The sequence below is a fragment of the Flagellimonas iocasae genome (genome assembly GCF_042682725.1).
GTDB lineage: Bacteria > Bacteroidota > Bacteroidia > Flavobacteriales > Flavobacteriaceae > Flagellimonas > Flagellimonas iocasae.
On record NZ_JBHUHU010000001.1, the window covers coordinates 297,532 to 313,156 of the forward strand.

General features: G+C 43.1%; 15 protein-coding genes. 5 read left to right on the top strand and 10 right to left on the bottom strand.

Annotated features, from left to right (window positions below):
• Nucleotides 1-4: 4 nt before the first annotated feature.
• Both ACFSJE_RS01340 and ACFSJE_RS01345 read right to left on the bottom strand, forming a co-directional pair.
• Nucleotides 5-892 carry a 3-hydroxyacyl-CoA dehydrogenase family protein gene (locus ACFSJE_RS01340; RefSeq protein ID WP_379829175.1) on the bottom strand — a complete coding sequence of 296 codons (888 nt, stop codon included), beginning with the start codon at nt 890-892 and terminating at the stop codon, nt 5-7.
• 53 nt (nt 893-945) lie between these two features.
• Entirely contained in the window at nt 946-1,911 is a 966-nt protein-coding gene (locus tag ACFSJE_RS01345) for a Gfo/Idh/MocA family protein (protein ID WP_379829176.1), read from the bottom strand.
• Nucleotides 1,912-2,024: 113 nt separating this feature from the next.
• On the opposite strand from ACFSJE_RS01345, the gene ACFSJE_RS01350 reads away from it, so the two are divergent.
• Entirely contained in the window at nt 2,025-2,666 is a 642-nt protein-coding gene (locus ACFSJE_RS01350; protein WP_379829177.1) for a protein-L-isoaspartate(D-aspartate) O-methyltransferase, read from the top strand.
• Here ACFSJE_RS01350 and smpB read toward each other — a convergent pair.
• The gene (gene smpB, locus ACFSJE_RS01355; RefSeq protein ID WP_379829178.1) at nt 2,663-3,124 is read right to left on the bottom strand and encodes an SsrA-binding protein SmpB; all 462 of its coding nucleotides are present in this window, start codon (nt 3,122-3,124) and stop codon (nt 2,663-2,665) included. The two genes, ACFSJE_RS01350 and smpB, sit on opposite strands and share 4 nt — an antisense overlap.
• Nucleotides 3,125-3,204: 80 nt before the next feature.
• On the opposite strand from smpB, the gene ACFSJE_RS01360 reads away from it, so the two are divergent.
• On the top strand, nt 3,205-3,942 hold the full coding sequence (locus ACFSJE_RS01360; protein ID WP_379829179.1) for a DUF6503 family protein: 738 nt from the start codon (nt 3,205-3,207) through the stop codon (nt 3,940-3,942).
• Between the two features lie 2 nt (nt 3,943-3,944).
• On the opposite strand, the gene ACFSJE_RS01365 is transcribed toward ACFSJE_RS01360, so the two are convergent.
• On the bottom strand, nt 3,945-4,466 hold the full coding sequence (locus ACFSJE_RS01365) for a SixA phosphatase family protein (protein WP_379829180.1): 522 nt from the start codon (nt 4,464-4,466) through the stop codon (nt 3,945-3,947).
• A 74-nt stretch (nt 4,467-4,540) separates the two neighbouring features.
• Between ACFSJE_RS01365 and ACFSJE_RS01370 the strand changes: the two genes are divergently transcribed.
• A complete protein-coding gene (locus ACFSJE_RS01370) occupies nt 4,541-5,998 on the top strand; it encodes a PorP/SprF family type IX secretion system membrane protein (protein WP_379829181.1) in 1,458 nt (485 codons plus the stop codon).
• 4 nt (nt 5,999-6,002) lie between these two features.
• Here the strand turns inward: ACFSJE_RS01370 and ACFSJE_RS01375 are convergent, their stop codons facing one another.
• From ACFSJE_RS01375 to clpB, 5 genes are all read right to left on the bottom strand, one after another.
• Nucleotides 6,003-6,599 (bottom strand): TetR/AcrR family transcriptional regulator, encoded by a 597-nt coding sequence (locus ACFSJE_RS01375; RefSeq protein ID WP_379829182.1) that lies wholly within the window; start codon nt 6,597-6,599, stop codon nt 6,003-6,005.
• A 118-nt stretch (nt 6,600-6,717) separates the two neighbouring features.
• A complete protein-coding gene (locus ACFSJE_RS01380; protein ID WP_379829183.1) occupies nt 6,718-7,782 on the bottom strand; it encodes a dipeptidase in 1,065 nt (354 codons plus the stop codon).
• 7 nt (nt 7,783-7,789) lie between these two features.
• Nucleotides 7,790-8,257 carry a RidA family protein gene (locus ACFSJE_RS01385; protein ID WP_379829184.1) on the bottom strand — a complete coding sequence of 156 codons (468 nt, stop codon included), beginning with the start codon at nt 8,255-8,257 and terminating at the stop codon, nt 7,790-7,792.
• Between the two features lie 6 nt (nt 8,258-8,263).
• The gene (locus tag ACFSJE_RS01390; RefSeq protein WP_379829185.1) at nt 8,264-9,577 is read right to left on the bottom strand and encodes a gluconate:H+ symporter; all 1,314 of its coding nucleotides are present in this window, start codon (nt 9,575-9,577) and stop codon (nt 8,264-8,266) included.
• 170 nt (nt 9,578-9,747) lie between these two features.
• On the bottom strand, nt 9,748-12,348 hold the full coding sequence (clpB, locus tag ACFSJE_RS01395) for an ATP-dependent chaperone ClpB (protein ID WP_379829186.1): 2,601 nt from the start codon (nt 12,346-12,348) through the stop codon (nt 9,748-9,750).
• 142 nt (nt 12,349-12,490) lie between these two features.
• Here clpB and ytxJ point away from each other — a divergent pair, with 142 nt between their 5' ends.
• Complete coding sequence (ytxJ, locus tag ACFSJE_RS01400; RefSeq protein WP_379829187.1) at nt 12,491-12,880, top strand: bacillithiol system redox-active protein YtxJ; 390 nt, start codon at nt 12,491-12,493, stop codon at nt 12,878-12,880.
• A gap of 27 nt (nt 12,881-12,907) precedes the next feature.
• On the opposite strand, the gene ACFSJE_RS01405 is transcribed toward ytxJ, so the two are convergent.
• Nucleotides 12,908-14,092, bottom strand: a complete 1,185-nt coding sequence (locus ACFSJE_RS01405) for a hypothetical protein (protein ID WP_379829188.1) — start codon at nt 14,090-14,092, stop codon at nt 12,908-12,910.
• A 248-nt stretch (nt 14,093-14,340) separates the two neighbouring features.
• Between ACFSJE_RS01405 and glyA the strand changes: the two genes are divergently transcribed.
• Nucleotides 14,341-15,615, top strand: a complete 1,275-nt coding sequence (gene glyA, locus ACFSJE_RS01410; RefSeq protein ID WP_379829189.1) for a serine hydroxymethyltransferase — start codon at nt 14,341-14,343, stop codon at nt 15,613-15,615.
• Nucleotides 15,616-15,625 lie beyond the last annotated feature (10 nt).

Here is a 15,625-nt window from a genome sequence, read left to right on the forward strand (position 1 = left end):
GGGTCTATTTGAATTGGGCTGAAACCTGTTCCGCTTTCCGCGATTCCGAATAATCGTAAAACCCTTCTCCTGATTTTAGGCCCAATTTTCCAGCCATGACCATGTTCACGAGCAATGGGCAAGGTGCATATTTTGGATTTTTGAAACCATCGTACATCACGTTCAAAATGGACAAACAGACATCCAACCCAATAAAGTCCGCCAATTGCAAGGGTCCCATGGGGTGGGCCATACCTAATTTCATCACCGTATCGATTTCTTGAACACCGGCCACACCATGGTAAAGGGTCTCAATGGCCTCATTAATCATGGGCATTAAAATTCGATTGGCCACAAAACCGGGATAATCGTTGACCTCGGTAGGGGTTTTGCCGAGTTTTTCCGAAAGTTCCATGATGGTTTTCGTCACTTCATCCGAAGTGCTGTACCCACGAATGATCTCCACCAATTTCATAATGGGAACCGGATTCATAAAGTGCATACCGATGACCTTTTCAGGTCGATTTGTGGCAGCTGCAATTTGAGTGATGGAAATAGAAGAGGTATTTGTTGCCAGAATAGTAGCTGGGGGACAAACCTCATCCAAATCTTTGAAAATTTTCAGTTTGATATCTAGATTTTCCGTGGCGGCTTCAACTACCAGGTCCACTTGGGAAACGCCGTCTTTTAAACTTGTAAAAGTGGAAATATTGCCTAGCGTAGCCTCTTTTTTAGTCTGGTCAATCACCTCCTTGGCCATCATGCGGTCCAAATTTTTGGTGATGGTTGCCAAACCTTTGTCCAATGAAGTTTGTGATATATCAATCAAATGGACTTGAAATCCGCTTTGCGCAAAAACATGGGCGATTCCGTTGCCCATGGTTCCAGCACCGATAACTGCTATTTTTTTCATGGTATTCTGATTAGTGTTTTGTCAGTCCGAACGCAGTCGAGAACCACAAAAAGCTATTTCTTGAACGATTCAATAATCTGAAGTGCCACCTGCAACGCTTTGGTACCTTGTTCCAAGGTCACCACCGGGGTAGTATCATTGTTAATGGCATCCGCAAAGGTCTCCAGTTCATCCAGAATGGCATTATTGACATCAATTTCTGGATTTTCAAAGTAAATCTGCTTTTTCTCGCCTTCGGCATTTTGGAGAATCATATCGAAATCCCCGGGTTGTTCTGGGGCATCTTTCATTTTGACCACTTCAACTTTCTTTTCCAAAAAGTCAACTGAGATGTAGGCATCTTTCTGGAAAAAGCGGGATTTGCGCATGTTTTTCAATGAAATCCGGCTTGCCGTAAGGTTGGCCACACAGCCATTTTCAAATTCCACCCGGGCGTTGGCAATATCAGGTGAATTGCTGATCACCGAAACCCCACTGGCGTTGATTTGTTTTACTTCCGAAGGAACAACACTCAATATGGCATCGATATCGTGAATCATTAAATCCAATACCACAGGAACATCGGTGCCTCTAGGATTGAACTCAGCCAATCGGTGGGTTTCAATGAACATCGGGTTTTCTATCTTGTCCTTTACCGCTAAAAATGCTGGATTGAAGCGCTCCACATGCCCCACTTGGCCTTTTATGCCATGTTTTTGGGATAGTTTCAATAATTCTTGGGCCTCTTCAAACGTATTGGTAATTGGCTTTTCAATAAAAATATGCTTTCCCTTTTCAATGGCTTTTTTGGCACAGTCAAAATGGGAAAGGGTAGGGGTCACAATGTCCACCACATCCACGGCATCCATGAGGGTATTGATGTTTTCAAAATGTGTGTAACCAAACTCAGCGGCCACTTTTTTTGCGTTGATTTCGTCAGGATCGTAAAAACCAATGAGTTCGTAGTGTTCGGATTGGTTTAGGAGCCGAAGATGAATTTTACCCAAATGTCCTGCGCCGAGGACACCAACTTTTAGCATATCTCTGTTTTTTTCAAAAATACGGATATGATGGCACTCTTCATAAAAATAACCAGCTAACTGTCCGTAAAGTTTTTGAAGAACTTTTTAAATTCGTGGACCAGACCAAGACCATGAAAGATACGCTCAAGCATAGCGGAATGCGCAATAAATTGGCAGAATTGTTGGAAGCCAAGGGAATACGGGACAAAAAGGTGCTCAATGCCATAAAAACGATACCCCGTCATTTGTTTTTGGACAGTAGTTTTGAGGACCACGCTTATCAGGATAAGGCATTTCCCATTAGTGCGGAGCAGACGATTTCGCAGCCCTATACGGTTGCTTTTCAAACAGAATTGCTTCACGTAAAACCAAACGACAAAGTTTTGGAAATTGGAACGGGAAGTGGGTATCAAACCGCTGTATTGCTGCATTTAAAGGCAAGGGTTTTCACGATTGAGCGTCAATTGGAGCTTTTTAAAAAGACACGATTGTTCTTCAATAAAATGCACTACCGACCCAAAAAGATGATTTTTGGGGATGGTTACAAAGGTCTTCCAGAGGAAGCGCCGTTCGATAGCATCATTGTCACCGCTGGTGCGCCGGAAGTTCCGAAACCGTTGATGTCCCAGCTTAAAGTGGGAGGTAGGCTTGTGATTCCTGTAGGAGAAAATGAGCAGGTGATGACACTATTTGTCCGCAAATCCGAAAAGGAATTTGAAAAAAAGGAACTCGGGGCGTTCAGATTTGTTCCACTGCTTGAGGATAAAAACTAGTTATTGAAACCCTTTTTGATTCGGTCCAAATTTCGTTTACTATCCCGGTCCTTAATGGTATCGCGCTTATCATACAATTTTTTACCCTTGGCCAATCCAATGTTCACTTTGGCCAATCCGCGGTCATTGATGAAGAGATTCAGGGGGATGATGGTATTCCCAGAGGTGGTTACTTCTTTTTGCAGTTTTTTCAACTCCCTTCGGTTTAAGAGCAGTTTTCGTTCTGCCTTGGGTTTATGATTGTAATGACCGCCGTAGCTGTACTCATCAATCTGCATATTGATGACAAAAAGTTCGCCTTTGTCATTGAACTCGCAAAAACTTTGAGATATGGAAGCTTTGCCCAAACGAATGGATTTTATTTCGGTACCCCCCAGCACAATCCCTGCGGTATAGGTATCCAAAATCTCGTAATCGAATCGGGCCCTTCTGTTTTTTATGTTGATGTTTTTCTGCATTGGGGGCAAAAATATAAACTCTTTGCCAAGAAAATTGTAATGTTATAGGAGATTTTACGATTACCTATAAAACCAAACCCATGAAAAGAATCCTAGTTCCCCTGCTCTTACTTTTGTCTTTGGCTTGCAAGGAAAAACCAAAAGCTCCACTTACGGCGCAAGAAATTGTGGATAAATCCATTGATGATAGCGGTGGAATTCTGTTTGAAGATCACACGGTTTCATTCGAGTTTAGGGACAGAACCTACGTGTCTGAAAATGACAATGGGAAAAAACTGTTGAAGCGTATTTTTCAAGTCGATTCGGTAACGATTATGGATGTGAAAACCGGAAATGACTTTCAACGGTACATGAATGATTCGTTGGTTGCTGTTTCAGATTCCCTGGCCGGCAGGTATGCCAATTCGGTCAATTCTGTCCATTATTTTGCACGACTTCCCTACGGGTTGAACGACGCCGCAGTAAACAAGGAACTTTTGGGAAAGGAGACCATTCAAGAAAAGGAATATTACAAAATCAAAGTAACTTTCGACCAAGATGGTGGAGGCGACGACTTTGATGATGTTTATGTGTATTGGGTTGATTTAAAAACATTTAAACCAGACTATTTGGCATATAGCTTTCATGTGAATGGTGGTGGGCAACGGTTCAGAAAAGCTTATAATGAACGATATGTAAATGGAATCCGGTTTGTGGATTATGAAAATTACAAACCAAAAGACGAGGATTCAGATATTCTTAAAATCGGGCAATTGTTCAACTCGGGAGAACTGGAACTGCTATCCAAAATAGAATTGACCAATATTAAGGTCGAGTAGGGTTAATCCATTTTTAGACGGATGTCCGTAGGAACGCCATCAATGATGCGAACAATGAACAAGCTGCTGTTGTCATCGTCATCCATGGCACTGTATTTTTCAACCCCAATCATTTTATTGACAAATTCTGGTGTGGTATTGCTGTGGCCCACTACCAAAACATTGAGGCCTTCGTTTTCAGACTTAAATTGTTCAATATCAATTGAATTCGGTTCGTAATATTTCACATCGATGTTCTTTTTTACCGAAGTAGGGGCAGCCGTCATGGAAGTGCGTTCATAATTGGTCGAATAAATCACATCAATGGCTATTGGGTCAAATACTTCTGCCCAACGGATGGCTCTGTCCAGTCCATCTTGGTTTAACTCGGGATCAGGATTATCAGGGTCGGTTCTGTCCTTTTCCGCATGTCTGATAAAATAGTAGGTGGAGACCACAGGTTCTTCCACAATTTTTGTATCTTCTTTGCAGCTGATACTTCCAATAATAATTGCAAACGCAATTAAGACTTTGGTTATTCGCATAGTATTTATCTAAAGTTTCCCTTAGTTCATCTAAATCTCATTTAAAAGTAACGTTTAATTTTCTATTTTACTGTATGCTTAGATTTTTGGTTTGTTTTCTATTGGGATTCCTGTCTGTAGTGGGATGGTCACAAGAACCCAGCTTGCCACCTGATTTTAGACAACATACACTAACACAGTTCAATGCCAATTTATTGAATGCCACCTATGCTTCGGATTGGAACAGCCCCAATTCGTTTTCCATTTGGACTCGTTGGCAGTGGCAGTCCGTGGATGGAGACCCGACTACTATTTTTGCCAATTATTCGCATCAAATTAATACAAACTCTACCGTTGCGATGGGATTTCTGCAGCACAATACGGGCATTTTCTTGAATACGGGGGCCAATCTTACCTATGTGCATACCTTTTCTTTGGATGAAGGGGTTGAACTTTTGGCAGGGATGAACCTATTTGCATTTCAGAACACGTTGGCTGATGACCGTTTTGTACCCGACCAAGATATAGACCTCCCAGAATTGCAGAGCAGCAAGGATTTTATACTTCAATTTTCACCTGCGTTACGGTTAAAGGTCAACCAATTTAGTGTAGGCCTTGCTTTTGAAAATGGTATAGGGTTCAATTTGTCCGATAGTGGGGATAGTTTGGAAAATTTCAAAATAGTCACAGGTACATTGAGCAATGATTTTAATGTGAATTTGTTTCCCACTTGGGGAACGAGTTTTGTGCGGCCTGTGGTGTATGTCAAATCAATTCCGGATATGGACACTCAATTTGGGCTAAACACCTTGTTTTCCACCCCGAAATTTTGGCTGCAGGGTGGGTATAACAGCTTTTATGGACCTTCCGGAGGTGTGGGGGTTACCATAGCCGATGTATTTTCGATTGGTGGATTAATGGAATTTGGAACGGATGCTGAATTGAGCGATGAAGATACTACTATAGAATTGGTGGCGTCCTATCGATTTGGCAAAGCCGATGACCGGAAAAAAGTAGTGGGTTTTGATGTGGAAAAAGACGATGCTTTGGCAAGGGAGCGAATGGCAGAGGAGGAACGGTTACAGGAATTAAGGGAGCAAGCCCTAAAAGAAGAAGCTCAAAAAGACGAAGAAGCCCAACAAAGACTTTTGATGGAAGAGCAACGGGTGAAAGATTCCATTGCGCAAGCACAATTGGCAGCGCTGCAGCTAAAAGAACAACAAGAAAAAGATAGCATCGCTAGATTGCAAACCCAAAAGGTTGAATTACGTCCTAACGAACGCTATGAAGAAGTTACTGGTGAAGAAGGTTTGGAGCCAGGCTTTTATTTGATTGCCAATGTGTTCGGTACCAAGAAGTATTACGAGAGTTTCATGCTCAGTCTTAAAGCAAGAGGATTGACCCCAGGGTCTTTTTATCGCAACAAGAATAAGTTCAATTATGTGTATTTGCAACGGTATGATACGATGGACGAGGCCCGAAAGGGAAGAGATAGTCAATACGGAGGTAAATACACGGAAAAAACTTGGATTTTTAGGGTTAGGGGCAACTAGGGAATTACTTTTTTATTTCCCGATTGACCAAATGTTCCAAATAGGAAATGGTATTGATGAGATATTTGCGGTCACGGGTCATGGTGCTCATGGCAATGGCTCCTTGAATCATGGTAAATAATTGCCGAGCAAATTGTAGTGGAGGAACAGGAAGGTGAATCTCATTCTGGTTGACTCCATTTTCCAAGACAAGGGCGATTTTCCCTTCAATCTCTTTAATGGTCTCCTTAACTGCTGCGGCGAGCAGATTGTTGTTGCTTTGGGCGTCCACACCCACATTTAGGATGGGGCATCCTCCCATGGGAAGTGAAAACACATCGTACTGCTTATAAAAATGCATTAAGGAAAAGAGTTTTTCCAACGCATTGCCTTTCACATTCAATTTTTCATCGATAGTGGCCAATAACTGTTTTTGATTGTATTCAAAAGCGGATAGTGCTAGAGCTTCCTTATTTTCAAAATTACCATAAATGGCGCCTTTGGTAAGTCCGGTAGCCTCGGTGAGGTCGCTCATGCTGGTGCCCACGTAACCAAACTTATTGAAAATAGGTGCTACCGTCTCAATGATATAGGCTGTGGTACGTTCTGCTTTCTTAGTCATGGCGGTTGGTTGGTATAGGCAGCAACTAAGATATAAAAAAACATATACTGTTTGGTATCCGAGTGGAGTAAAGCCTCTATTTTAACAGAGTTGAGGCTTTTTCAATACACAGCGCCAATTATTTCCAGACCCTTTTCAAGAAATTCAAGAAATTCTGACTTGTAATTTTTTCAATATCCGATTCCGTATACCCTCTTTTGGATAGCAATCCAGGGATTTTCTGCAAATCGGCAATGGTGTCTACATCATAAGGACCTTGTTCCGTGCCGAAGCCACCATCCAAATCGGTGCCAATTCCAACGTGATTGGTATTTCCGGCCAATTGACAAATGTGGTCCATATTATTGATCATAACCTCTAAATTGACGCCCATTTCTTTGGGGTCCGATTTTCCACGCACCCAGTTCGGAACCATCATCCAAGCATCCAACGCAATCCCGATTACCGCCTCTCTCGAAATCAATTCCTTAAGTTGTTCATCGGAAAACTGCCGATTGTGGTCCACAAATGTTCTGCAAAGCTGATGGCTGGCCCAAACAGGACCGTTGTAGACATCCATGGTTTCCCAAAAACTCACATCACACAAATGCGTAGCATCCAAAATAAGATTAAGTTCCTCTATTTTTTTAAGCAGTTCCTTTCCCTTGACTCCAATGCCACCAACGGAATCCGTGCCATGGGCATACACTCCGGGGCCATAATGTGCAGGACCGATAGCTCTGAGACCAGCCTCATATGATTTCTCCAAATAGCTTAAATCCACGATAGAATCAGCTCCTTCCAGACTCAGAATATACCCGATAGGCTTTTTGTTCTGGTTGCTTTGCCAAAGTTTGAGATGTTTTTCCAAACCTTTAGTATCCGTTATCTGAACCATTTCCTCAGCGGCTTCCATGGCCTTGTACCAAGCCAATTGGCCTTGCGTCTGAGCCCACGCCTGATGTTGGGAGTGCCAACCGGGAAGCGGATTGTCCTTTTTAACATAACGTGCGATTTGCGTGGCCACACAAAGCCCAACCTTGCCCTTTCGCATGGCAGGGAAGGAAACGGTATTGTTGCCGCGGTCTGGCTTGTCGGTTTTTCCTTTTTCCCGTTCCCGGATTTCTGAAACAGGGAGGGTAAGGTCTCGATTCCACTCCATGGCGTTCATGGCGAGGTCTAAATGGACATCAAATAGAAACATAAATGGATTATTGGTGAAGTTCAAACATGGCTTCAATCTCAACAGGAATATTTTCAGGGAGCATCATGCCTACCGCACTTCTCACTCCAATGCCATTCTCTTTTCCGAAAACATCTGCCATCAGTTCACTAAAACCATTGATGACGTAAGGTTGTTTTCCAAAATCGGGCGTACAATTGACCATGCCCAGCACTTTTACGACTCTTTTGATTTTATCCAAACTGCCAAAATGGGTGGTAATGGTGGATAGCATTGTCAACCCGACTTGTCTAGCGGCCAATTTGGCTTCATCCCTGTCCAAATCATCACCCGCACGGCCTTTCATCAGGGAACCATCCAGATTCACCGGACCTTGGCCTGAAACGTATAAAAAATTATCCACGACCAAAATTGGTCTATAGACTCCGGCAGGGGGCGGAGCAGGAGGGAGTTGAAGATTCAATTCCTCAACTCGTTTTGAAGGTGTGTTATTCATATTGAATTAGATTATTGTACTTAAAACCAAAACTCCGATTAATCCCATGATTCCGACCAAAGTTTCCATAACGGTCCATGTTGATAGGGTTTCTTTAACGGATAGATTGAAATATTCCTTGAACATCCAAAACCCGGTATCGTTGACGTGTGAGAGCATTAAACTTCCAGAACCGATTGCCAAGACCATCAATTCTGGACTAGTTCCCGTGCCTGATGCCAAGGGAAGCACGATTCCGGCTGCAGTCAAACCCGCAACGGTGGCCGAACCTACGCTTACCCGAATCGCCGTGGCGATAAGCCAGGCCAAAATCAAAGGAGAAACGCTGGAACCTTTGAGGCTGTCGGCAATATAATCGCTCACATGGCTATCAATCAAGACTTCTTTTAGGGCTCCGGCACCGGCAATGATCAATAAAATCATAGTGATGCTAGACACCGAAGATGAAATCGAATCCATAAGAGTTTTCATTTCCTTGCCTTTCGAAATCCCAAGGGTGAATAGGGCCAGCAAAACAGAAATCAAAAGCGCAATAACAGGATTCCCGATGAAGGTGAGGATATCGCGTAGCAGACCTTCTTCCATAAAATTTTCGGCTGCAATGCCAATCCCAATAAATAATATGGGAGAGAGTGCGGTAAAAATACTGGTGAAGGTTGATGGAAGCTCTTCCTTTGGGATGATATTTGGGTTGTAGAATTCTTTAAGTGGTTTTGCCTCAACGTTTTTAATGGTTCGGGCAAATAAAGGGCCGGCCACAATAATGGCGGGTACCGCAATGACAAGTCCATATATCAATGTTTTTCCAATATCTGCATTGAACATGGCCGCAATGGCTGTAGGTGCAGGGTGGGGTGGAAGGTAACCATGTGTAACGGAAAGCGATGTAAGCATGGGGAGTCCCACATACAGTAAGGGAAGCCCGGTTGATATCGCCACCGTAAACACCAAGGGAATCAGAATAACAAAACCTACGGAGTAGAACATGGGTATTCCCACAATAAAACCGGTTAGTACCATGGCCCACTGTACATGTTTTATTCCGAATTTATTCACTAACTGGGTAGTAATTTGTTGGGCAGCCCCACTATCGGCGACCAGTTTTCCCAGCATGGCTCCCAATCCCAGAATCAATACTAAAAAGCCCAAGGTGTTCCCGATACCCCTTTGAATGGAATTCACCAAATTTCCCAATTCCATACCCTGAAAGATACCTACGAAAAGGCAAACGATAATAAAGGCAAGGAAGGCGTTCAGTTTGAATTTGGCAATTAAAAGGAAAAGCAGAAGGATACCTAGAACGGCAATTATGATTGGCATATCTGGATGGTTGTTTGTAGTTGTGTGCTGTAGGCTAAAATAAGGATTTAAACCAAACCAAAGCTGTTGGTTTTTGATTTCAAGCCGTAAGGCTCGGGATTTTGGGAAAGTAAAAAGCCTTCCCCGCAACTGCGGGGAAGGCTTTCCAAAATAAAAATTATGATGAAAAATTATTCTATCAATTCACCTTGGTTTCGGAACACTAGTTCGTCATCGAAGGAATCCAAGAGTACTACACTGTCCGATGTAATAGTACCGGAAAGCAGTTCCTTGGAGAGATTGTTCAGTACTTCTTTCTGAATCAATCGCTTCACAGGTCTTGCACCGTATTGGGGGTCGAAACCTTTGGCTGCTAAGTAATCAATGGCCTCTTGGGTAGCATCCAATGTGATGTGCTGTTTGGACAACATCTTCTTCAAGTTGTTCAACTGAAGCTCAACAATTGCCTTAATGTCAGCTTTGTTCAGCGGAGCAAACATGATGATGTCATCTATCCGGTTCAAGAACTCGGGACGAATGGTCTTGCGCAACAATCCCATCACTTCCACTCTTGCAGCTTCGGAAGCACTTTCCATATCCACAGCATTTTCAAACTTCTCCTGAATGATATGGCTACCCATATTGCTCGTCATGATGATGATGGAGTTCTTAAAGTCTGCCACACGACCTTTGTTGTCGGTCAATCTACCTTCGTCCAAAACTTGTAACAAAATGTTGAAGGTATCTGGGTGTGCTTTTTCAATCTCATCCAACAGAATCACAGAGTAGGGTTTTCTACGTACGGCTTCGGTCAACTGACCTCCTTCGTCATAGCCCACATATCCTGGAGGTGCTCCCACCAAACGGCTCACGGAGTGACGTTCTTGGTATTCACTCATATCTATCCGGGTCATGGCGTTTTCGTCATCAAACAGATAGGCGGCGAGTGTTTTGGCCAACTCGGTCTTACCAACACCGGTGGTTCCCAAGAAAAGGAACGAACCGATGGGTTTTTTCTCGTCCTGTAATCCAGCCCGGCTTCTTCGGATGGCATCTGACACGGCTACAATCGCCTCATCCTGACCCACTACACGCTTGTGGAGTACATCTTCCAGTTTCAATAGTTTCTCTCGCTCGCTCTGCATCATCTTGGTTACAGGGATTCCGGTCCATTTGGCCACTACTTCGGCAATGTCCTCATAGGTGACCTCTTCCTTGATCAATGTACCTGCTGTTTGTTGTTCAGCAAGTTCATCCTCCAATTTATCCAGCTTTTCCTGAGCCTCCTTGATTTTTCCATAACGCAATTCGGCTACTTTCCCGTAATCCCCGTTCCGTTCGGCACGTTCCGCTTCCAATTTATAGTTTTCGATATCCTCTTTTGTTTTCTGGATATTGTCCACCACGGTTTTTTCACTTTCCCATTTGGCGAAAATTTCATTGCGCTCTTCTTTGAGATTGGCCAATTCCAAGTTCAGGGTCTGCAATTTAGCCTTGTCATTTTCACGTTTAATGGCCTCAATCTCAATCTCCAACTGCATGATTTTTCTATCCAGCACATCCAATTCTTCGGGTTTGGAGTTGATTTCCATTCGAAGTTTGGAAGCGGCCTCATCCATCAGGTCGATGGCCTTGTCGGGTAAAAATCGGTTGGTGATGTAGCGTTGTGACAACTCAACTGCACCAATAACAGCCTCATCTTTGATGCGCACCTTGTGGTGAGCCTCATATTTTTCCTTAATACCCCTCAAAATTGAAATGGCACTTTCGGTATCGGGTTCGTCCACCATTACTTTTTGGAATCTACGCTCCAGGGCTTTGTCCTTTTCAAAGTATTTTTGATACTCATCCAAGGTAGTGGCCCCAATGGCGCGAAGCTCTCCTCTGGCCAAAGCAGGTTTCAAGATGTTGGCTGCGTCCATGGCGCCTTGTCCACCTCCAGCACCCACCAAGGTGTGGATTTCATCAATAAAAAGGACAATATTGCCATCTGAGGAAGTGACCTCTTTGATAACGGCTTTCAATCGCTCTTCAAACTCACCTTTATACTTTGCGCCGGCAATCAAGGCACCCATATCCAAGGAATAAATGGTTTTGTCCTTCAGGTTTTCGGGGACGTCCCCTTGCACAATCCGGTGGGCCAAACCTTCGGCAATAGCCGTTTTACCTACACCGGGTTCACCGACCAGCATGGGGTTGTTTTTGGTCCTACGTGACAGAATCTGCAACACCCTCCGGATTTCCTCATCACGACCAATAACAGGGTCCAATTTGCCGCTATCAGCCAATTGATTAAGGTTTTTGGCGTATTTATCCAACGAATTATAGGTTTCCTCGGCACTTTGCGAAGTCACCTTTCCACCTTTCCGCAATTCTTGAATGGCAGCGTTCAGGTCTTTTTCGGTAACACCTTGATCCTTGAGAATCTGCGCGATTTTACTTTTCGATTTAAAAATTGCAAGCAGCAAATGCTCCACGGATACGAATTCATCGCCCATGTTTTTTGCAACTATGCTTGCTTCGTTTACGGTTTTGCCGGCTTCCCTGGAAAGCATGATTTCACCTCCGGAAACCTTGGCAAAGCTCTGGAGTTCCTTATCCAAGATTTGGTTGAGGAGTGCGACGTTGACATTCAACTTTTTCAAAATGAACGGAAGAACGTTTTCATCGACCTCACCAATAGCCTTGAACAGGTGTTCATTCTCTATTTGTTGATGGCCAAATTCTTGGGCCAATTGTTGTGCCCTTTGAATTGCCTCTTGTGATTTTATGGTAAAATTATTAAAGTTCATAGTCTTTGTTTTCTGCATAGGGGTCAACAATCTTACCAATATGCACTTACCGACATAATGTCTGTAAAACCCCAAAAACACAGGACATTTAGTCAGTTGTAAGCTTTTTCACGGTTCACGACATATCCCTTAAATTTGCTTTATGGGAATATTTGACAGTGTTTTTGGAAAGAAGGAAAAAGTAGTGGAGGAAAAGAAGCAATTGCCTTGGGTGCATTTGGAATCTTTGGAGCAATTGGAAGGGATAACGGAAAAATCGAATCATAGAACCCAAGTCATTTATAAGCATTCCACAACCTGTGGAATCAGTAGCATGACCTTACGAATGTTCAGCGATGCTTATGACATGGATACAGAATGTGATTTGTATTTCTTGACTATTCAGTCACATCGGGATATTTCCAATGCAGTAGCATCCCAGTTTGGAGTGCGGCATGAATCCCCGCAATTACTCATTATAAAAGATGGGAAAGTGACCTTTCATACTTCGCATGGGGCGATTTCTGATGTCAATCTAAAAGATTACGTATAAAAAAAGCCCCATTATGGGGCTTTTCTCTTAGTTGAATTGATATTGTGAGACAATGCCTTTCAGCCTCGCTTTGAGGTCTTCACCAGCATCATATACCATTTGTTCGTTTGACGGGAAGGGAACTTCCCTTGCATTCAAATACAGTAAAAGGTCATCCTCCAATGCTCTCTTGTCGCCTTGGAAATTGGCAAAAATGTGCTCAAACACAAACTGGCTAGCTAGAGGATAGGCATTGATTTCCTGTCCGCTTCTTAAATCGGTAAACCGAACCTTGGCGCCAATTTGGGCAGTTTTACTTTGTGTAAATTGAAAGAATTTACAAGTAACTGTGCGCATTTTGTCCACTTTGAGGTCGTTGCCCAAACTGTCCTTTGCCACGTTTCCATTGGAATCCAAAACATATTCCCAGCCATCTTTGATTTGTCGTTCTTTAATGATTTGAGTCTCATTCACGCGCTCTGGGGAAATGTTGATTTCCATAAAATCCAGATTCATGGCGTAATCATACTTTACATTGCTCAAAGGGTTGGTGTGGTACTGCAACCAGAAATTATCAATGCCGAATGCATTAAAATCCAACAACTCTTGTTCCAATCGCTCTGGGATAATCTGCTCAGTTTGATTTGCAATTTCAACACGAACAAACTCCAATCCTTTATTATAGGCTTCATCCATTTTAGCAACAGTTTGCTTGTAACCGGGGTTGATATCCTGTAAATACTTCAAATCGTCATAGGCAGCTCTGTAATCGGCCTTGTATTTGGCGGATGCCAAAAGACCAAGTGCATTTTCATACAAATGCTCAGACAAATCATCCTTGGTATTCAGGATTTGGTTGTCGTAGTTCATGAATTTGAATCGAGCATCCCTGCCTTCTTCAAAGATGGTAAGGGGCAATAAAGGTCGAATGCGTTGCTGAATGTCCTTCAACGACAAATATTTGTTGTAGATGACCTCCAAATTGGCTGGATTGCCATCATTTTGCAAGAAAGCAATCTCTTGTTGCTCCCGTTCTGCGTTCTTGGCAAAAGCCTCTTCCAAAAGGGTGATGTACTCTTGATTGCCCTTCTTGGTCTTGTTCTCGGCCAAATTTTTAATGGCCTTGTTCATTGCGGTAAGATAGTTACCGGTGTTGAGCGCCTCTTGGGTCTTTTTGACGCCACCACAAGCGGCAACCAGAATCAATACGGTGATAAGTAGAAATTTTTTCATGGTTTTTGATTTATTGGTTATGGATGGTTTTTCAATTGCTGTGCCAAAAACCAACATTTTATTAACGAAAAAGGTTGAACGGTAGTATATTATCGGTGAAATACTCTAAATAAACTCGTTTTCAGGAGGTTGGTGGTCCATTCCGAATTGTTAATTGCCGTTTGATAAAATGCGTGCTCCGCGTGTTTTTTATTAGGGATAATCGATATTCAATTTGTAATTTTGGCCTTTCTTTAATTTAAGGCAAGATGCAAAGAGACCACAAGATTTTTGAGTTAATAGCGCAAGAGCAGGATAGACAGATTGAAGGTATTGAACTGATAGCTTCGGAAAATTTCACTAGCCCACAGGTCATGGAGGCCGCGGGTTCTGTGTTGACCAATAAATATGCCGAGGGCTATCCGGGAAAACGCTATTACGGTGGGTGTGAAGTGGTAGATGAAGTGGAACAGCTTGCCATAGACCGCGCCAAGGAATTGTTCGGTGCAGTGTACGCCAATGTGCAGCCCCATTCCGGTTCCCAAGCCAATGCTTCGGTATACCATGCTTGTTTGAATCCCGGGGATACCATCCTAGGGTTTGATTTGTCCCACGGAGGACATTTGACCCATGGTTCACCGGTTAACTTTTCGGGAAAATTATATCGGCCTGTATTTTACGGGGTTGATGAGGAGACTGGAACGTTGAACTACGACAAAATCCAAGAAATAGCGGAACAAGAAAAACCGAAATTGATTATAGCGGGAGCTTCCGCCTATTCACGAGATATGGACTTCAAGCGATTCAGGGAAATTGCTGATAGTGTTGGAGCTATTCTAGTTGCGGATATTTCGCATCCGGCTGGATTGATTGCCAAAGGAATTTTGAGTGACCCGATTCCACATTGCCACATTGTTACTACCACTACGCACAAAACCCTTCGCGGACCAAGAGGTGGACTAATTTTGATGGGGGAGGACTTTGATAATCCGTTTGGCATCAAATTAAAGAATGGAAACCTCAGAAAAATGTCAGCTTTGTTGGATTTAGCCGTTTTCCCTGGAAATCAAGGTGGTCCTTTGGAGCATATCATAGCAGCTAAGGCAATTGCTTTCGGAGAGGCTCTTTCCGATGAGTACCTGCACTACATGATTCAGGTTAAGAAAAACGCGGAAGCCATGGCCAAAGCCTTTGTGAAGCGTGATTATAAGGTGATTTCTGGCGGTACGGACAACCACATGATGCTCATCGACCTTAGAAACAAGAACATTACGGGTAAAGATGCTGAAAAGGCACTTGAAAAAGCAGCAATCACGGCCAATAAAAATATGGTGCCTTTTGATGACCAATCTCCGTTCATTACTTCAGGTATTCGTTTTGGAACCCCTGCCATTACCACAAGGGGGTTGAAAGAAGCGGATATGGAAACCATTGTTGGCTTTATTGATGAGGTCATTGCAGATCCAGAAAATGAAACAACGATTGCCTCCATAAAACAAAAGGTCAAAGATTTAATGAAATCCAGACCTTTGTTTAATTCGTAATGGTTGGGTT